At 69.0% G+C, this 17,962-nt stretch carries 15 protein-coding genes; 3 read left to right on the top strand and 12 right to left on the bottom strand.

Annotated features, from left to right (window positions below; genetic code table 11):
• Window positions 1-11: 11 nt before the first annotated feature.
• The 10 genes from xerD to QFZ52_RS05035 all read right to left on the bottom strand — a co-directional run bounded on the left by xerD (window position 12) and on the right by QFZ52_RS05035 (window position 10,916).
• Window positions 12-1,019 (bottom strand): site-specific tyrosine recombinase XerD, encoded by a 1,008-nt coding sequence (gene xerD, locus QFZ52_RS05080; protein WP_373425627.1) that lies wholly within the window; start codon window positions 1,017-1,019, stop codon window positions 12-14.
• On the bottom strand, window positions 1,016-1,729 hold the full coding sequence (locus QFZ52_RS05075) for an NUDIX domain-containing protein (RefSeq protein WP_307496535.1): 714 nt from the start codon (window positions 1,727-1,729) through the stop codon (window positions 1,016-1,018). The genes xerD and QFZ52_RS05075 overlap by 4 nt, the downstream gene beginning before the upstream one ends.
• A 132-nt stretch (window positions 1,730-1,861) precedes the next feature.
• On the bottom strand, window positions 1,862-3,217 hold the full coding sequence (locus QFZ52_RS05070; RefSeq protein WP_307496534.1) for an acyltransferase family protein: 1,356 nt from the start codon (window positions 3,215-3,217) through the stop codon (window positions 1,862-1,864).
• A gap of 128 nt (window positions 3,218-3,345) precedes the next feature.
• Window positions 3,346-5,055 (bottom strand): CTP synthase, encoded by a 1,710-nt coding sequence (locus QFZ52_RS05065; protein WP_307498666.1) that lies wholly within the window; start codon window positions 5,053-5,055, stop codon window positions 3,346-3,348.
• Window positions 5,056-5,086: 31 nt separating this feature from the next.
• Window positions 5,087-6,832, bottom strand: coding sequence for a DNA repair protein RecN (gene recN, locus QFZ52_RS05060; protein WP_307496533.1), 1,746 nt, complete (start codon window positions 6,830-6,832; stop codon window positions 5,087-5,089).
• Between the two features lie 49 nt (window positions 6,833-6,881).
• Window positions 6,882-7,910: an NAD kinase gene (locus QFZ52_RS05055; protein WP_307496532.1), complete on the bottom strand. Its 1,029-nt coding sequence runs from the start codon at window positions 7,908-7,910 to the stop codon at window positions 6,882-6,884.
• Window positions 7,911-7,918: 8 nt separating this feature from the next.
• A complete protein-coding gene (locus QFZ52_RS05050) occupies window positions 7,919-8,794 on the bottom strand; it encodes a TlyA family RNA methyltransferase (protein WP_307496531.1) in 876 nt (291 codons plus the stop codon).
• On the bottom strand, window positions 8,791-9,012 hold the full coding sequence (locus QFZ52_RS05045; protein WP_307496530.1) for a hypothetical protein: 222 nt from the start codon (window positions 9,010-9,012) through the stop codon (window positions 8,791-8,793). Before QFZ52_RS05045 ends, QFZ52_RS05050 begins: the two co-directional genes overlap by 4 nt.
• 66 nt (window positions 9,013-9,078) lie before the next feature.
• The gene (locus QFZ52_RS05040) at window positions 9,079-10,077 is read right to left on the bottom strand and encodes an HAD-IIA family hydrolase (protein ID WP_307496528.1); all 999 of its coding nucleotides are present in this window, start codon (window positions 10,075-10,077) and stop codon (window positions 9,079-9,081) included.
• A 2-nt stretch (window positions 10,078-10,079) separates the two neighbouring features.
• The gene (locus QFZ52_RS05035) at window positions 10,080-10,916 is read right to left on the bottom strand and encodes a hypothetical protein (RefSeq protein WP_307496527.1); all 837 of its coding nucleotides are present in this window, start codon (window positions 10,914-10,916) and stop codon (window positions 10,080-10,082) included.
• Here QFZ52_RS05035 and QFZ52_RS05030 point away from each other — a divergent pair.
• Window positions 10,899-12,269: a hypothetical protein gene (locus tag QFZ52_RS05030; RefSeq protein ID WP_307496526.1), complete on the top strand. Its 1,371-nt coding sequence runs from the start codon at window positions 10,899-10,901 to the stop codon at window positions 12,267-12,269. The two genes, QFZ52_RS05035 and QFZ52_RS05030, sit on opposite strands and share 18 nt — an antisense overlap.
• On the opposite strand, the gene QFZ52_RS05025 is transcribed toward QFZ52_RS05030, so the two are convergent.
• A complete protein-coding gene (locus tag QFZ52_RS05025; protein WP_307496524.1) occupies window positions 12,235-13,623 on the bottom strand; it encodes an APC family permease in 1,389 nt (462 codons plus the stop codon). The two genes, QFZ52_RS05030 and QFZ52_RS05025, sit on opposite strands and share 35 nt — an antisense overlap.
• A gap of 353 nt (window positions 13,624-13,976) precedes the next feature.
• On the opposite strand from QFZ52_RS05025, the gene QFZ52_RS05020 reads away from it, so the two are divergent.
• Window positions 13,977-15,155: a CaiB/BaiF CoA transferase family protein gene (locus QFZ52_RS05020; protein ID WP_307496523.1), complete on the top strand. Its 1,179-nt coding sequence runs from the start codon at window positions 13,977-13,979 to the stop codon at window positions 15,153-15,155.
• Window positions 15,156-15,172: 17 nt separating this feature from the next.
• Here QFZ52_RS05020 and QFZ52_RS05015 read toward each other — a convergent pair whose 3' ends face one another.
• Window positions 15,173-16,648 carry a PucR family transcriptional regulator gene (locus QFZ52_RS05015; RefSeq protein ID WP_307496522.1) on the bottom strand — a complete coding sequence of 492 codons (1,476 nt, stop codon included), beginning with the start codon at window positions 16,646-16,648 and terminating at the stop codon, window positions 15,173-15,175.
• A 125-nt stretch (window positions 16,649-16,773) separates the two neighbouring features.
• Here QFZ52_RS05015 and QFZ52_RS05010 point away from each other — a divergent pair, with 125 nt between their 5' ends.
• Window positions 16,774-17,961, top strand: coding sequence for an acyl-CoA dehydrogenase family protein (locus QFZ52_RS05010; protein ID WP_307496521.1), 1,188 nt, complete (start codon window positions 16,774-16,776; stop codon window positions 17,959-17,961).
• The last annotated feature ends 1 nt before the right edge of the window (window position 17,962 follow it).

Raw genomic sequence — 17,962 nt, 5'->3', positions numbered from 1 at the left:
CCGGCCGCGTGTCAGCCGAGTGCCCGGGGGTGTGCCGCCGCGTACACCTCACGCAAGGTGTCGGCGGTGACCAGGGTGTAGATCTGCGTGGTGGTGACGGACGCGTGTCCGAGAAGTTCCTGGACCACGCGCACGTCCGCGCCACCCTCCAGCAGGTGGGTGGCGAAGGAGTGCCGGAGCGTGTGGGGCGAGATGTCGCGCTCGATCCCGGCGCGTTCCGCGGCGGCCTTCAGGATCGCCCAGGCGCTCTGCCTGCTGATCCTGCTCCCCCGCACATTCAGGAACAAGGCGGGAGTGCCCTTGCCTTTCGCCGCGAGAACGGGCCGTCCGCGCACCAGGTACGCCTCGAGCGCGCGGGCCGCATAACTGCCCAGCGGCACGACCCGCTCCTTCGAGCCTTTCCCGAAGAGTCGCACCAGAGCGGGACCGTCGGATTCCTCACCGGCGAGCGCCAGATCGTCCACATCCAGTCCGACCGCCTCGCTGATCCGGGCGCCGGTGGAGTACAGGAACTCCAGCAGAGCCGCATCCCGGAGACCTGCCGGAGTGTCGGTAACGGCGGCTTCCAGGATGCGCTCGACCTCCGAGAACGGGATCGCCTTCGGCAGCCGTTTGCCCGGCATAGGCGGGCGGACCTCATGGGCGGGATCGTTCACGGTGAGCCCCTCGAGAGCCCAGAATTTGTGCAGGCCCCGGACCGCGACGATGGTCCGCGCCGCCGACCTGACGCCCAGCGCCGTGCCGCCGTCCGCGCCGTCGTGCAGGGCCTGGGCGAAAGCGCTCACGTGGCCGCGCTCGATGTCCTGCGGCTCGCGGAGCCCTTCGGCGGCCAGGAACCGGGCGTAGCGGTTGAGGTCGCGCTCATAGGACTGCAGGGTGTTACGCGCCAAGCCCCGCTCCACGGAAAGATGCTGGAGGTACTGCCGGATGGCGCGCTCGACGGCGGTCGGCGGCGTCGCCGGTTTCGCGGCTTCTCCAGTGCCTGCCGACGTCTCAGTGCCGGCGCTCGGGGCGCTCACCGGAAGTGGGGATGCGCGGTCCAGGACGCCTCGGCGGGACGGAGCCCGGCCTGACGCAGCGCCGCTCCTGTCAGCTCGCCTCCGCTCCTGGACACAGCAGCCTGCAGCGCCAGCACTCCGACCACCGTGGAAACATTGTGGATGTCCCCCGCCAGGATCGCGGAGACCGCCTCCTCCAGGGAGACCCAGGCGTATTCGAACTCGGATTCCTCGTCGGTGCGCACATGGCGGTCCTGCTCGGGCACCGGGCTGAGGCCGGTGGCCACGAACACCCGCAGAGCCTCGGACGAGCCTCCCGGGGAGTTGAAGAAGTCCACGAGCACGTGCCATTCAGCGGCGCGGAGGTCCGCTTCCTCGGCCAGCTCGCGGGCGGCGGCGTCCAGGGGCGGTTCATCCTCGACGTCCAGCAGGCCGGCGGGCACCTCCCAGAGGTCCATGCCCACGGGATGACGGTACTGCTTCAGGAGCAGGATCCGGCCCTTCTCATCGACCGGGATGATCGCCACGGCGCCGGTGTGATCGACGTAATCGCGCACCATGGTCGGCCCGCCGTCGGTGAGGGAGAAGGTGTCCGAGACGACGTCCCAGATCCGGCCCGAGAACACCGTCTTCCGCTCCGCGAGGGGGCGGGTGTGGACGGCGTCGGCCAGCGGGGCGCCAGGGGTTCCGTCGGGCTGTCCGTGCTGTTCAGCGCCGGGTGACTGGGTCATGCTTCTCCTTCGCTCACCGGGGACGGCGAGTGGCGCATCCCCACTATCGACAATAGCCGCGCCGACGCCCGGCGTCGGTGATTGAACGGGGGAAGTCCTCAGCCGGGCCCAGCGGGCACCTCGCCGGCCGGCTCAGGCGGCGACGCTGCCCGCCGTCGTCGGCTGGGAAGCCTCCGCACTCCCCCGCGGGACGATGAGCAGAAGCGATGCCGCCGTGCACAGCACAGCGCCGATGGCGAGCGGCAGGTCCAGTCCGTAGGCGGAGATGCCGATCGACGGCAGGACGAAGAGCACGACGGCGGCGACGGTCGCCGCAGGACTGACACGGCTGCCGGCAGGCTCCGGCACCGGGCGCTCAAGCCGTGAGGTCCCGAGGGAGATCACCCAGACCACGGCGAAGACGGCCACCAGGAGAAGCGGGCGGGTCAGCCACCAGGCGGTGGAACCCGGGGCCGGCATGGGCAGCGGCAGAAGAAGCTGGATCCCGGTGAGGACGACGATCGCCGTGACGTGCCAGAGGTAGATCGTCATGAGCCGGGAACCCGCGGCGAACACCACGGCCTGCAGCCATCGCAGGCGCATGAGAGCGGTGAGCGGTCGGCGCAGCAGGGTGAAGAGCGCGGCCTGAATGGGCGCCAGGATCGCGATCGGCGTGGTGGGCGGCCACTGATTGCTCAGCATGCTCGTGGAGTACGAGCCGAAACCCACCAGGGCGCCGATGACGAGGAAGCCGAGCGCGACCACGCCGAGCAGCTGCCACCAGCTGAGACGGGAGAACCAGCCGTCCTTGAGGCAGAATCCGATCTGCTGAGCGAACAGCCACACGAAGGCGACATTGGGGATGCCGAACAGCTCGTCCCCCGTGCCGTAACCGTTGAGATCGATCTTGCCGAGGCCGAGCGCCCAGATGCCGACCACCAGGCGGATGATGTCGACCACCAGCGCCGCCGCAAGAAGCACGATCAGGGTGAGCCAGGGGGCACGCTTGTGCCAGCGGATCATCCACGGGGCCAGCGACTGCACCAGGAGATAGGCCCCGAGGAACCACAGCACCGAGCCGACGGGGACCTCCACCGCGCTCACGAGCGCCGGATCCAGACCGATCACCTTGACCACCAGAAGTGCGGCGGCGAGGAAACAGTAGAGCGGGAGCGCAGGACGGGCCAGTCGCGCCAGCCGGGACCGGACGAAGCGGCCTGGGCTCTCGCCCCGGGCCTGCGCGGATTCCCATCCCGTCCGGGCGGCGAATCCGCCGACCACGAAGAACAGGGGCATGATCTCTGCCACCCAGGAGACCGGGGCCACCCACCGCAATCCCGTCACCGGGCTGTCGAGGAGGGGCGAGCCGTCCGGGTTGCGCCCCACCCCCACCAGGACGAGGTGCACGAAGACGACCACCAAGACACAGGCCACCCGGGCGAGGTCCAGGGTGAGATCACGCCCGGCGGGGATCGTGGGCCGGGCTGCGGGAACGTGAGGCTGACTCATGGGCCCAGCCTAATATTCCAGTCGTTGGATTAACAAGTGCCGAATCCGGACGTGACGAAGGGTGGGTGGCCCGGTCGTGTGACCGGGCCACCCACCCTTCATGCGGAAACCCTGCTGAGATGGCCGCCCTACTTGGCGGCGGTCTCCAGCGCGCCGGAGTGGACCAGAGCGGCCTGCACCAGACCCGCGAAGAGCGGGTGAGGACGGGTCGGACGGGAGCTCAGCTCCGGGTGAGCCTGGGTGGCCACGTAGTACGGGTGGACGTCCCGCGGAAGCTCGACGAACTCCACGAGCTTGCCGTCGGGGGACGTGCCGGAGAACACCAGGCCGGCGTCGGCGATCTGCGGACGGAACTTGTTGTTCACCTCGTAGCGGTGACGGTGACGCTCCCCCACCTCGGTGGCGCCGTAGGTCTCCGCGACCACGGAGCCTTCGGTCAGCACGGCCGGGTAGAGGCCCAGGCGCATGGTGCCGCCGAGGTCGCCCTTGCCGTCCACGATGTCGATCTGCTCTTCCATCGTGGCGATGACCGGGTACTTGGAATCCGGCTCGAACTCCGAGGAGGACGCGCCTTCCAGCCCGACCACATTGCGGGCGTACTCGATGACCATGCACTGCAGGCCCAGGCACAGACCCAGAGCCGGCAGACCGGACTCACGGGCGAACTTGAGCGCGCCGAGCTTGCCTTCCAGCCCGCGGATGCCGAAACCACCCGGAACGCAGATGGCGTCGACGCCGGCCAGTGCGGCCTTGGCGCCGGCCTCGGTCTCGCAGGTGTCCGAGGGGACCCAGCGGATCTTGACCTTGGCGTTGTTGGCGAAGCCACCGGCACGCAGCGCCTCGGTCACGGACAGGTAGGCGTCCGGCAGGTCGATGTACTTGCCCACCAGGGCGATCTCGACCTCGTGGCGCGGGTTGTGGACGGCTTCGAGCAGCTTGTCCCACTTGCTCCAGTCCACGTCCTTGAACGGCAGATCCAGGGCACGCACGATGTAGGAGTCCAGGCCCTGGGCGTGCAGGGTCTTGGGGATGTCGTAGATGCTCGGGGCGTCGGCCGCGTTCACGACGGCGTCGCTGTCCACATCGCACATGCGGCCGATCTTCTCGCGCATGGCTTCCGGCACCTCACGGTCGGAGCGGATCACGATCGCCTCGGGCTGGATGCCGATGGAGCGCAGAGCCGCTACGGAGTGCTGCGTCGGCTTGGTCTTCAGTTCCTGGGACGGGCCGATGTACGGGACCAGGGAGACGTGCAGGAAGAAGACGTTGCCTCGTCCCACATCCTGGCGCACCTGGCGTGCGGCCTCGAGGAACGGCTGGGATTCGATGTCACCGACGGTGCCGCCGATCTCGGTGATGATGACGTCAGGGACCTCGTGTCCGGCCGTCGGTTCGGCGGGCAGGCGCATACGGCGCTTGATCTCGTCCGTGATGTGCGGGATGACCTGCACCGTGTCACCGAGGTATTCGCCGCGGCGTTCCTTGGCGATGACGGTGGAGTACACCTGGCCGGTGGTCACGTTGGCGGAGCCGTCCAGATTCTCATCCAGGAAGCGCTCGTAGTGACCGATGTCCAGATCGGTCTCGGCGCCGTCGTCCGTGACGAAGACTTCGCCGTGCTGGAACGGGTTCATCGTTCCAGGATCGACATTCAGATAGGGATCGAGCTTCTGCATGGTGACCGAAAGGCCACGAGCCCGGAGAAGGTGGCCCAGACTTGAAGCAGTCAGGCCCTTGCCGAGGGAGGAAGCCACGCCGCCGGTCACGAAGATCTGTTTGGTGATCTTGCCGGAGTCCTGGAAGCGGGAATTTACACGGGAATTGGATCGCTGCACCACGGAGTTCAAGCCCTATCACCCTTTGTCTTTCTCAGGCCATGGTCGATGCTGTGAACTGCCGCGCATCGTCCAGAAGTTCCTGCGCGTGAGCACGCGCGGATTCGGATTCCTCCTGGCCCGCGAGCATGCGGGCCAGTTCCACCACACGGGCGTCATCGTCGAGCACTTCCACATCGCTCGAGGTGAAGCCGCTGTCCAGGCCGCCGTCGGCGCCCCGGACACTGTTCTTGATGACCCGCACATGCTGGTTTGCGAACGCGGCCACCTGAGGCAGATGCGTCACCACCAACACCTGGACGTGACGGGCGAGCATCGCCAGCCTCCGTCCGATCTCGACGGCGGCACGGCCGCCCACCCCGGCGTCCACCTCGTCGAAGACGAAGGTGGGCACCGGGTCGACTTCCGCGAGCACCACTTCGATCGCCAGCATCACCCGGGAGAGCTCGCCGCCGGACGCTCCCTTGCCGACGGGCCGCGCCGGAGCCCCGGCGTGGGGCTGCAGAAGGATCGCGATCTGGTCCTGGCCGTGGGGGCCCGGTTCGGGCGCCTCCTCGACCTGGACGTGCAGGCGGGCGTCCCGCATGGCCAGCGCGGCGAGTTCCGCACTGACCCGTTCCGCGAGCTCACCGGCGGCCCGGACGCGCAGCTCGTGGAGCTCGGCCGCCAGTCGAGCCAGCTCGGCGCGCCGGCTCTCCACCTGGGCCTGCAGTCCCTCGATGCGTTCGGTGTCGCCCTGGAGCTCCTCCAGCCGCACCCGGGACGTCTCGGCCCACTCCAGGACCTCGTCAATGCTGGGGGCGTACTTCCGCACCAGCTTGGACAGCTCGGCGCGCCGCGCTTCCAGTGCCGCCAGGTGTTCCGGGCCTTCGGTCTCGAGGCCGGCGGAGTAATGCGCGAGTTCGGAGGCGATGTCCTCCAGCACGACGGCGGACTCGGCGACACGTGACGCGAGGGCTTCCAGCGTGGCGTCGTGCTGGGACACCTGTTCCAGGGTCCGCTGCGCGGCGGTGAGCAGCTGCAGCGCGTCCCCGGCTTCGGAGTAGTCGTCGCCGCTGAGGACGCCCTGCGCGGTTCCCGCCGCGATTCGCAACTGCTCCACGTGGGCGAGCTTGACCGACTCGGCCTTGAGCCGCTCGTCCTCCCCCGGTTCGGGGGCGACGGCGTCGATCTCGGTGAGGGCGGCGTCCAGCGACTCCGCCTCGCGCAGCCGTTCCCGCTCCGCCGCCTGCAGCTCGGCCAGTTCCTTCTCGGCCGCGCGATACGCGTGGTAGCACTCCTGATAGGCGGTCAGGGCTTTCCCGAGCGCCGGGCCACCGAACTTGTCGAGTGCTTCGCGTTGCGCGGTGGAGCTCTTCAGCCGGATCTGGTCCGTCTGGCCGTGGATCACCAGCAGCCGCTCCCCCACTTCGGCGAGAGCCCCCACCGGGGCGGAGCGCCCGCCCAGGTAAGCACGCGACCGGCCTTCCATGCTGACGCTGCGCGCCAAGAGCAGTTCGGCGCCCTGATCGCTGGTCTCGACCTCAGCGCCGGCCTCCTCCGCCCGTTCCAGAGCAGCGTGACCTTCCGGCAGCAGCGCCGTGGCCTCGACACTGGCCGCTTTGGCGCCCACCCGCACCGCTCCGGCGTCTGCCCTGGCGCCGAGCAGCAGCCCGACGGCGGTGACCACCATGGTCTTGCCGGCGCCGGTCTCGCCGGTCACCACGCTGAGCCCGGGGCCCAGCGGGAGCCTCGCCTCCGTGATGACACCGAGGTCCCTGATGCGGATTTCTTCAATCATGCTGTGCTTTCGTCTCGTCTCCCCTGCACGGCCGGCCTCTCAGCACGGTTCACAGGTGTTTCGGGCTGGGCACCGGGGTGCTGTTCTGTGGTTCGTCCTGTCCACCGGGGACGGGACGGTCGAGGACGGACTGATCGACCATCGGCACCTGTCCCGTGGGCGCCGAGTGGACCTGGTGCATAGGGCCGCGCCAACCGCTGGTGGGCAGTTCGAACTTGCTCACCAGTCGTGCGGAGAACGGGGTCTGGTGCGTGCGCGCCAGACGGACGGGCGTGTCCGAACGGGTGACCTCGATCCGGGACCCGGGCGGCAGGTCGAGTGATCGCCGGCCGTCGCACCAGATGACGCCATGGGCGTCGGTGCGGGTCAGCACCTCCACCGCCAGACGCGACCGCGGTGACACCACGAGGGGCTTCGCGAAGAGCGCGTGTGCGCTGATGGGAACCATGAGGAGCGCCTCCACCTCGGGCCAGACCACCGGGCCGCCCGCGGAGAACGCGTAGGCCGTGGAGCCCGTGGGGGTCGCCATGACGACGCCGTCACAGCCGAAGGAGGTCAGCGGACGCTCATCCACCTCCATCACGACTTCGAGCATCCGCTCCCGGTTGCCCTTCTCCAGCGACACCTCGTTCAGCGCCCAGGTGTGCCAGATACGCCGGCCTTTGACCCAGACCTGCACGTCGATGGTCATCCGTTCCTCGACCACGTAGTCCTTGCGCGCGATCCACCGGACGGTGTCCTTCAGGTCCGCCCGCTCGCTTTCCGCCAGGAAGCCCACGTGGCCCAGGTTGACGCCGAGCAACGGGATGTTGATCTCCCGCACCATCTCGGCGGCGCGCAGGATGGTGCCGTCACCGCCCAGGACCATGCCGAGCTCGATCCCGTCCAGATCGCAGTCCTGCCCCAGGATCTCCGTGGGCGTGTCACGGTCTCCGAAGTAATCCTCCATGTCCTGACGCTCCGCAGGATTCATGACCGGGATCAGGCCGCTCGACGTCAGCTCCAGGCACGCTTCGCGGGCAGCCTTCAGGGACTCTTCGCGTCCCGTGTGGGCGAAGACGAGGATCCGCCGGCTCATACCCGCTCCTAGTGTTTCGGCCCGGCCTGGTGCGCCGGCCAGATGGTCGTGAGGAGTTCCGCCACCGTGATTCCGGGCCTCGCCGGATCGGTGACATCACCTGGGACGATCTTAGGCACGTCGCTTCCGGCAGGCACAGCATCCGGTCGGTCCGGGCGCGCCAGCCACAGGAAATACTCGTGGTTCCCGTCCTGACCCGGCAGGGGGCTTTCGGCCAGCCCTCGGAGCACCAGCCCGGCGTCGACGGCGCTCTGCGCCACCCGGCCCACGGCTTCGCAGCGCTGTTCCGTGCTGTTCACCACGCCCGTGCGGGACAGACGCTCCCGGCCCACCTCGAACTGCGGCTTGACCATGAGCACCAGTTCACCGCCCGGCGAGGTGCATGCGGCGAGGGGCTTCATGACGAGGGTCAGGGAGATGAAGGACAGATCGGCGACGGTCAGGGAGGCCTCTCCCCCGATGTCGGCGGCCTGGAGATACCGCACGTTCATGCCCTCGAAGACGTGAACCCGCGGATCCTGCCGCAGTTCCTCGACCAACTGATCATGTCCGACGTCGACGGCGGCCACCTCCCGGGCGCCCGCCCGGAGGAGGACGTCCGTGAACCCGCCGGTCGAGGCGCCGGCGTCCAGGCACCTCTTGCCGGTGGCCGAGACCTCAGGGAAGGCATCCAGGGCGCCTCGCAGCTTGTGGCCCGCACGGGAGACGAATTCCGTGATGCCGCTCTCCGCGACCAGCAGCTCCGTCTCCTCCGTCACGCTCACGGACGCTTTGCGGAGCAACTGCCCGGCGCTGCTGACGAGTCCCGCCGCGATGAGCCGCGCCGCCTCGGTGCGGGAGCGCGCGAGCCCGCGGCGTGTGAGTTCCTGGTCGAGACGGGTCATCGCGGCTGGATCCCGGGCACCAGGGGGCCGTCCAGCAGCGAACTGAGCGCATCGTGGATGCGGTCCAGCCCGGCGGGGTGCTCCTCCAAGGGGGCGTTCTCCAGTTCTTCCAGGGTCGACAGCACCTGGGCCACGGCAGGGTCCTGCACAGGGCCCATCCCGTCGGCGCTCATCCCGTCATCGGCGTGCTCATCCACGGTGGTCTCCTCGGCATCCATCAGTCCCCATCGTAACGAGGACACGGTTCAGGGGGCGTGTCGCAAGGCCCTCACAGGCCCGGCGTCTCAGCGATTCCGCCAGACCACCTCGGGGGCCGTGGCGGTCTCCGTCTCGGGCACGGCGGACCACCAGGCGGCACAAGCGGCACGCCAACCGTCCAGCGAGTCCTCCTCCGCAGTGACGACCACCCGGTCCCCCTCCACGACGGCGGACGCCTCGCCGACGCGCCGCGCGCCGTCGTCGTGCACCGTCTCGGGATAGGGGCGGTACAGCGCGCCCAGCTCCGCGATCAAGTGGGTGGGACGCTCCAGGGTGAGCGCGTTCAGCGCGTCCCGCGCCGTGTTGACCCCGGTCAGCACCTGGATCGTGGCGAAGCCGGCGCGGTTGCCGCCCAGGATGTCCGTGTCGAGTCGGTCGCCGACGACGGCGGGCCGCGAGGACGACAGCCGGGCTGCGGCCGCGTGGAACAGCGGGACCTCCGGCTTGCCCGCCACGACCGGCGTCACTCCTGTCGCGGCCTGCACGGCGGCGACCAGGGTTCCGTTTCCGGGAGCGATGCCGCGGGCCTGCGGGATGGAAAGGTCCGTGTTGGTCGCGACCCAGAGGATCCCCGTGGCGACGGCGTAGGAGGCCTCGGCGAGGTCCTTCCAGCCGAGCCCGGGGTCGAAGCCCTGGACCACGGCGTGAGGGTCATCCGTGGCCTTCCAGACCGGTTCGAGACCCGCGGCCGAGACCTCCGCGGCGAGCGCCGTGCTGCCCGTGATGAGGACCCGGGAGCCCGGCGCCAGACGTTCCGCCAGGAGCCTCGCGGCCGCCTGCGGAGAGGTGACGACCTGTTCCGCCGTGGCCGGAGCGCCGAGCTCCCGCAGGTGCTCAGCGACCCGCTCCGGGGAGCGGGAGGCGTTGTTGGTCACATACGCCAGCCCCACTCCCCGATCCGCGAGACCGGACAGCGCTTCCACGGCGCCCGGAATCGCGGACGGTCCGGCGTACACCACACCATCCAGGTCCGAGAGGATCGCGTCAAAGCGGTCGATCAGCACGGGGGAACTCGGCAGGGTCATGCTCAGCGGTCCTGGGACTCGCCCTCGGAACCGCTGTCCGGCTCCTCGGCGGAATCATCGGAGATGTCCGCGGGCGCGGGCTGCTCCACCAGGCCGTCAGCCTCGTCGACGAAGACCTCGGTCTCATCGTCCGTCTCATCGTCCGAGGCTGCGTCATCGTCCTCGGAGCCGGCCTCCGTCTCGTCCTCGGAGTCAGCCTCGTCCTCGGAGTCCGCGTCGCTCTCCTCGGAGGAGGCGTGACGGCGCTCCTCTTCCTCGTCGTCGCCCACCAGATCGAAGATCTCGGGCTCCGCGAACTGACCGACGCCGAGCGCCTCCTCGGCGACCAGCGCCTGGCGGGCCCAGCGTGCGGCCTCGTCCTCGCGGCCCGCGGCGACGAGAGCGTCGGCGTAGGCGCGGAACAGGCGCGGGCTGTAGGAGAAGGCCCGGTTGATGTCCAACTGCGGGATCTCCAGCTCGGCCAGGGCGGCGGCGAAGTCGCCCTTGTCGGCCTGTGCGCCCGAGGCGACGATCGCGAGCTCGACCTTGCCCGGAGCGTCCAGGTCCTGGGCGTCCTCGCTGCGGGCCAGTTCCAGCGCCTTGTCCGGACGGCCTAGGCCACGCTCGGAATCGGCCATGAGCGGAAGGTGCACATTGGAGCCGGAGATGCGGCGGAAGGTCCGGAATTCGCTGAGTGCCTCGGCGTAGTGGCCGGCGGTGTAGGCGGTGACTGCGACAGCCTCGCGGACGGACGCCAGACGGCCGGCGCGGCGGCTCGCGGCGAGCGCGTGCTGGTAGGCCAGCTCGGCGTCCTCCTCCAGGTAGCGACCGGCCATCACCAGGTGCTGGGCAACGAACATGCCGTTGCGGCTTTCGAGGGAGCGGAGCTCGCCGAGGGTGCCGCGGTCCAGCTCGCGACCGGTGACGTCCTCGTCGATCTCCGGGGAACGCTCGCGGTCCGGGCGGTTGGCCGACCGCAGATCGGCCGGGTTGATCGAGCGGCCGTACGAGTCGCGAGGACCGTTGCCGGCGTCGTCGCGGCGCGAGAAGGAGCGACGGTCATCGTCGCGGCGGCTGCCGCCGCGGTCCTCCCAGCGGCGCTCTCCCCCGCGGTCATCACGACGGCGGTCATCGCGGTCACGCCCGTAGCCCTCGCGCTGGGGGCGGTCACCGAAGGGCTTGCGGTCGCCATACGGGCGGCGCTCACCATCGCGCTGCGGACGGTCACCGAAGGGCTTGCGGTCGCCATAGGGACGGCGCTCACCTTCACGCTGCGGACGGTCACCATAAGAACGGCGCTCACCATCACGCTGCGGACGGTCACCATAAGAACGGCGCTCACCATCACGCTGCGGGCGGTCACCATAAGAACGGCGCTCACCATCACGCTGCGGGCGGTCACCGAAGGAGCGGCGCTCACCGCGGTCTTCCCAGCGACGCTCACCGTCACGCTGCGGACGATCGCCGAACGGCTTGCGGTCACCATACGGGCGACGCTCACCATCGCGCTGGGGACGGTCGCCGTCGCGCTGCGGACGGTCACCGTACGGCTTGCGGTCACCATACGGACGACGCTCACCATCACGCTGGGGGCGATCGCCGAAGGAGCGGCGCTCACCGAACGAACCACGGTCGTCGCGACGATCATCACGGCGCGGGCCATAGCCCTCGCGCTGCGGTCGGTCACCATACGGACGACGCTCACCATCACGCTGCGGCCGGTCACCGAAGGGCTTACGGTCGCCATACGGACGACGCTCACCATCACGCTGCGGGCGATCGCCGTCGCGCTGGGGACGGTCACCGTAGGGCTTGCGGTCGCCGAAGCCGCCGCGACGCTCGCCGTCCCGGGAATTGCGGTCGCCGAAAGGCTTGCGGTTGCCCTGGGGGCCGAAATTCCGGCCGCTTCGCCGGCCGCCGTCGTGCTCTGCCATGGTGGATTCCTCCTTGTGCGAGCCGACCAGCGCCGCACGCAGTCGATCTCTTCGCCTCTTTGGTTTTTCCCCGGGACTCCGCCCGGCACAATCCCTTCCATTCTAGGCGACGGGAGGGCCGTGAGCCGCGCCACTCCGCGGACGCCCGACGCCGGACACACGACTGCCGGGGCACGCTCTGCAGCATGCCCCGGCAGTCGCTCCGGCACCCTCGGAGGGAACCGGCCGGTGTCACAAGATGACGTCAGCGAGCCGCCCGACCGAGCTCCTCACCCGTGACTTCGGCGATCTCCTCGTCCTCCATGCGGACACTGAGCGGACGACGGAATACCCGCGTGATGACCAGAAGGACCAGGAAGCCCGCGCCGAGCCAGATGGCGCCGTACAACCGCGCCTCGTCGGACAGGAAGTACCAGAGCACACCGGTCAGGATCATGCCGATGACCGGGAGGACCATGTTGCGGAGAATCGCCTTCGACCCCTTCCGGTCCTTCTTGATGAACACGAAGTACACCACCACCGTCACGTTCACGAACGTGAACGCGATCAGGGCGCCGAAGTTGATCATGGAGGCCACGAAGTCCAGGGACAGCGGGATGGCCAGCAGCGACACGGCGCCGACGAACAGGATGGCGTTGAACGGCGTGTGCGTCTTCGGGTGGATGAAGGAGAAGAAGCGGGACACCGCACCCTTGCCGTTACGGCCCATCACATAGATCATGCGGGACACGGAGGCGTGGGAGGACAGGCTGGACGCGACGGCGGCTGCGAACGATGCGGCGGTGAAGAGGATCTGGAAGAACTGACCGCCCACCTTCAGCGCCATCTGGGGCAGGAGCGACTCATCGGTGTTCTCGAATCCTTCCACCGTGGGGAACGTCGCCTGGCTGAACCAGGCGGCCACGAAGAACACCAGGCCACCGATGAGCAGCGCGATCACGATGGCCCGTGGCACCGTGTTGGCGTCCTTGGCCTCTTCGGAGTACATCGTGATGGCGTCGAAGCCGATGAAGGAGAAGCACACCACGGTGGCACCGGCGATCACGGAACTCGTGTCCACGCCGTCGTGGAAGAACGGTTGCGTCGTGAACGGGGTGCCGGTGCCCGCGCCGTTCTGCAGAGCATTCCAGGCCAGCACCAGGAACACCACGATCAGCACCGTGGAGAACACCACCAGAAGGCCGTTGATGCGGGAGGTGCTGGTCATGCTCCAGAGGTTCAGCAGGGTGATCATGGCGACGTACAGCACCACCCAGATCCATTCCGGCACATCCGGGAAGAGGGAGGTCAGGTACGTCCGGACGATCAGCGCGTTCACCAGGGGCAGGAGCAGGTAGTCCATGAGGGACGTCCAGCCGACCAGGAACCCGACATTCGGGTGGATGGTCTCCGAGGTATAGGTGAACGCGGAACCGGAGGAAGGGAAGACCCGCGTCATGCGGCCATAGCTGATGGCCGTGAAGAGCAGGGCGATGAGGGCGACCAGATAGGCGGTCGGCACGACGCCGTTGGTCTCTTCGGACACGATCCCGAAGGTGTCGAAGACCGTGGTGAGCGTCATGTAGCCGACGCCGAGGCCGACGATTGACCAGAGGCCGAGCGTTCGCCTGAGGCGAGGAGTGTTCTGGGACATCTTGGGGAGACTTTCTTGTGGGGAGGCGGGCTGCCCCTTGCGGGAGCAGCCCGGAGTGACCGGAAAGTTCGGCCGGACCGGCGGACCGGTCCGGGAGTTCTGCCGGGAGAAGCTCCGGCCACGAGGCGAAATGTGTTCTACGCCACACCGAGACGATAGTCGCCCATCATCTCGAAGGGAAGAGTATTTATGAATGACGTTCAAAAATTTTTTGGAACTGTCACATGACCGAAACACTGGATGATCCGTCCAGCGACCGTCGCTTCCGCCCACTGCGGACCCAGCACGGCCTTCCTTAGGGTGTGTTCCAGACCTCGCTCCACCCCGGATGATGCCTCGAGAGGACGGTTTCCATGACTGAACAGACCGGATCACTGCCGCTGGACGGCCTGCTCGTGGCCGACTTCTCCCGCGTCCTGGCCGGCCCCCTGGCCACCATGACCCTCGCCGATCTGGGCGCCACCGTCATCAAGGTCGAACGCCCCGGCACCGGGGACGACACCCGCAGCTGGGGACCCCCCTTCTCCGCTACCGGTTCCACCTATTTCGAGAGCGTGAACCGGAACAAGCAATCCCTCTGCCTTGACCTGGGCGACGCCGGCGACCTGCGGCTCGCCCGCGAGCTGGCCCGCCGCGCCGATGTGCTGGTGGAGAATTTCAAGCCGGGCGGCATGGCCCGGCTCGGGCTCGGATACGAAGAACTCTCCGCAGAGAATCCCGGCCTCATCTACGCCTCCATCTCAGGATTCGGCAGCGCGGGCGGCGCAGGACTCATGGGCTATGACTTCGTCGTCCAGGCCCTCGGCGGCCTCATGAGCATCACGGGCGAGCAGGACGGCCCGGCCATGAAGGCGGGTGTCGCGCTCGTGGACGTTTTGACGGCGAAGGACGCGACCCTGGGCATCCTGGCGGCTCTCACCGCACGGCACCGTGACGGCCGCGGCGCTCACCTCGAGGTGAACCTGCTGTCCAGCCTCCAGGGCGCGCTCGCCAATCAGGCCCAGGCGTATCTCGGCGCCGGCGTGGTCCCCGGGCGGATGGGGAACGATCACCCGTCCATCGCTCCGTACCAGCTCCTGAACTGCGCCGACGGCCCGCTCGCGGTGGCGTGCGGCAACGACACGCAGTTCGCCCGGCTCGCCTCACTGCTCGGGCTGGACGCTCTGGCCGCGGATGACCGCTTCGCCACCAACTCGTCCCGGGTGGCCCACCGGCAGGAACTCACCCGGCACTTGGAAGCCGCTCTGGCCACGGACACCGCGGCCGGCTGGCAACAGTCCTTCACCGCGGCGGGCATCCCCGCGGGACGGGTGTCCGGGATCGACGAGGGGATCTCCTACGCCGAAGAACTGGGACTCCACCCCACCATCGAGGTCCAGGACGCGTCAGGCGCCACCGTGGGACGGCAGGTCCGGCACCCGATCACCTGGACCCCGGCCTTCCCCGCACCCACCCAGGCGCCGCCGCGGCTGGGCGAGCATTCGGAGCAGTTGCGGGAGTGGCTGGGATCCGGGACGGCCCAGGACGCCTGAACTCAGGCGGCCCTGCGTCAGGAGGCTCTGAGCGCAAGCCAGAGATTCGCCGCCACGTCCGGGTCATCCAGCTCTGCCTGCAGGAGCCGCTGCGCGATCCCGATACGGTGCCGCAGGGAGTTCCGGTGGATGCCCAGTTCCCGCGCCGCCGGCTCCCACTGGCCGCGGTTCCGGAGATAGCACTGGACCGTGGCGAGCAGATCGCCCCGCTCCTGGGCACGCAGCGTCTCGACCCACCCCGCGGCACGAGGGTCGAGCGGACTCACCGGGGGCCGGGTCAGCGCTCCGGGAGCGGCCTGCGTCAGAACCTCCCGGAGCGGTTCGAGCCGTCCGGGCACCTGAGCCGGCGTAAGCGGCGCGCTCAGCACCGCCCGCACGACGACGCCGGGCCTCTCCCCCGGCGACCGGTCGGCCGGGTGCCGCGCGGCGTCGTCGTCGAGCAGGCAGATCTCCACCTCGCCTTCCGTGCAGCGCAGCCGCAGCGCTCCCGCCTCGATCGACAGTCCGCCGTCCAGCGTCCCAAGCACGGCAGCAAGTTCCCGGTCCGTCGCACCCTCCGGCAGACCGTCCAGGAGGAGCACGCGGATCCGGCCCGCAGGCAGGGCGACCCCGATATCCCCCGCCAGGAGCCGGGCGGCCTCGAGATGGCCTCCGATGAGCAGGCGGGCCACCGCCGCATGGAGCAGACTCGTGCGACGGTCCGCCTCCTCGTCCTGCTGTGCCTTGAGGGAGAGCAGCACGCAGACCGTCTGGATGACCTGTCGGTCGGCACGGGTCAGCGTGCGGCCCGCTCCGATGGCCAGCACGCCCGCGATCCGCTGGCCGACGAGGACCGGGTGTGCCACCACGTCGGCGCCGTGCACCTGGAAGGTGGCAGCGGACCGGAGTCCTCGCAGGTTCAGCCGCGCCGTCTCCTGCTTCAGCTGCGGCAGGAGAGGCCGCGTGCTGTCGGGCCAGACGGTGGATGGTGCCTCCTCCGCCGGTAGATAGGCGGCCCAGCCGCCGAGCGCCTGCGCCAGCGCGCGGACCACGGACGCGAGGGCGTCCGGTCGGGCGGCGGCGCGTGCCAGAGCGGTCTGTGTGCCCAGGCTCGCCACCAGATCGGACTGGCCGAGGCGCGCCACGAGGTCCCAGTACACGCGGGAGACATCCATGAACGGCACGCCATCCGGGACGATCAGGAGCTCCACCCCGTGGTCTCGGCAGGCTTCGACGAGCGTCCCCGGAACCTCATTGAGACCCGCCCCGAGTCCCAGGCCGAGAGCGGAGACTCCGTGGCGCGCGAGCCGTGCCACGTACTCGTGCGTCCGGTGAGCCGGTCCGCGGAACGGGATGCCGGTGGTCAGCAGCAGTTCCCCGCCTTCGAGATACGGCGTGGGATCGTCGAGTTCCGAGATGTGCACGCCGGAGACGGTGCGTGCCGCCGGCGGCCTGCCATCGAGGGTGGTCAGGCGCGCGCCCAGAGTGGTCTGCACGTGGGCCAGGCTGATCATCGTGTCGCTTCCTTGCGCTCCGGGTGACGACTCCTCGGCGGAGTCTGGTCGTTTCAACCACAAGACACTGTAGCCGAGTCGAACCGACCAATGAACGCCGTGTGAGCGCTCGGTACCGTGGAGCCATGACCGCCGTCACACCCCACGGAGAGACCATGAGCATCTACGACCTCGTCGACATCGATTCCCTCTACTCCCCCGCCGAGCTGGCCTTCCGGGACACCGTCCGGGAGTTCGTGGATCGGCGCATCCGTCCCGGCATCGCTCGCTGGTACGAGGATGCCGTGTTCCCCACGGAGATCATCCCGGAGATGGCTGAGCTGGGTCTGCTCGGCATGCACCTGCAGGGCTACGGCTGCCCGGGCCGGACCGCGGTCGAGTACGGTCTCGCCGCGCTCGAACTGGAAGCCGGAGACTCGGGTCTGCGCACGTTCGTGAGCGTCCAGGGCTCCCTCGCCATGAGCGCCATCCACAAGCACGGCAGCGAGGAGCAGAAGAACGAGTACCTCCCTCGCATGGCAGCCGGCGAGATCATCGGCTGTTTCGGTCTGACCGAGCCGACCGCCGGCTCCGACCCGGGGAGCATGAAGACCTTCGCCCGCCAGGAAGGCGAGGAATGGGTGATCAACGGCTCCAAGCGCTGGATCGGCCTGGCCACCCTCGCACAGATCGCGATCATCTGGGCCATGACCGACGACGGCGTCCGTGGCTTCATCGTGCCCACCGACACCCCGGGTTTCACCGCCACCCCTATCCAGCCGAAGCTGTCCATGCGTGCCTCGGTCCAGTGCGACCTGGAGCTGAACGAGGTCCGGCTCCCCGCCACGGCACTGCTGCCCGGCGCCAAGGGCCTGCGGGGCCCGTTCGAGTGCCTCAACGAGGCCCGCTACGGGATCGCCTGGGGTGCGATGGGCGCCGCCCGGGACAGCTACCTCGCGGCGCTGGAGTACTCCCAGCAGCGCCTCCAGTTCGACCGCCCCCTGGCCGGCTACCAGCTGACACAGGAGAAGCTGGTCAACATGGCACTGGAGATCAACAAGGGCCTTCTCCTGGCCACTCAGCTGGGCCGCCTGAAGGACGCCGGCAAACTGGCGCCGCACCAGATCTCCGTGGGCAAGCTGAACAACTGCCGCGAGGCCATCAAGATCTGCCGCGAAGCCCGCACCATCCTGGGCGGCAACGGAATCACCCTGGACTACTCGCCGCTGCGGCACGCCAACAACCTGGAATCGGTCCGCACCTATGAAGGCACGGACGAGGTCCACACCCTGGTCCTCGGCAACCACATCACCGGCGTCCCGGCCTTCCGCTGAG

The sequence above is a fragment of the Arthrobacter woluwensis genome (genome assembly GCF_030816155.1).
GTDB lineage: Bacteria > Actinomycetota > Actinomycetes > Actinomycetales > Micrococcaceae > Arthrobacter_E > Arthrobacter_E woluwensis_A.
This window is presented reverse-complemented; position numbering and strand designations above follow the sequence as displayed.

Coding starts and splice junctions, on each gene's coding strand:
- recN (WP_307496533.1), bottom strand. CDS start 6,832: ATGATTGAAGAAATCCGCATCAGGGACCTCGGTGTCATCACGGAGGCG.
- QFZ52_RS05055 (WP_307496532.1), bottom strand. CDS start 7,910: ATGAGCCGGCGGATCCTCGTCTTCGCCCACACGGGACGCGAAGAGTCC.
- QFZ52_RS05070 (WP_307496534.1), bottom strand. CDS start 3,217: ATGAGTCAGCCTCACGTTCCCGCAGCCCGGCCCACGATCCCCGCCGGG.
- QFZ52_RS05010 (WP_307496521.1), top strand. CDS start 16,774: ATGACCGCCGTCACACCCCACGGAGAGACCATGAGCATCTACGACCTC.
- QFZ52_RS05040 (WP_307496528.1), bottom strand. CDS start 10,077: ATGACCCTGCCGAGTTCCCCCGTGCTGATCGACCGCTTTGACGCGATC.
- QFZ52_RS05015 (WP_307496522.1), bottom strand. CDS start 16,648: ATGATCAGCCTGGCCCACGTGCAGACCACTCTGGGCGCGCGCCTGACC.
- QFZ52_RS05045 (WP_307496530.1), bottom strand. CDS start 9,012: ATGGATGCCGAGGAGACCACCGTGGATGAGCACGCCGATGACGGGATG.
- QFZ52_RS05020 (WP_307496523.1), top strand. CDS start 13,977: ATGACTGAACAGACCGGATCACTGCCGCTGGACGGCCTGCTCGTGGCC.
- QFZ52_RS05050 (WP_307496531.1), bottom strand. CDS start 8,794: ATGACCCGTCTCGACCAGGAACTCACACGCCGCGGGCTCGCGCGCTCC.
- QFZ52_RS05025 (WP_307496524.1), bottom strand. CDS start 13,623: ATGTCCCAGAACACTCCTCGCCTCAGGCGAACGCTCGGCCTCTGGTCA.
- QFZ52_RS05035 (WP_307496527.1), bottom strand. CDS start 10,916: ATGTTCGTTGCCCAGCACCTGGTGATGGCCGGTCGCTACCTGGAGGAG.
- QFZ52_RS05075 (WP_307496535.1), bottom strand. CDS start 1,729: ATGACCCAGTCACCCGGCGCTGAACAGCACGGACAGCCCGACGGAACC.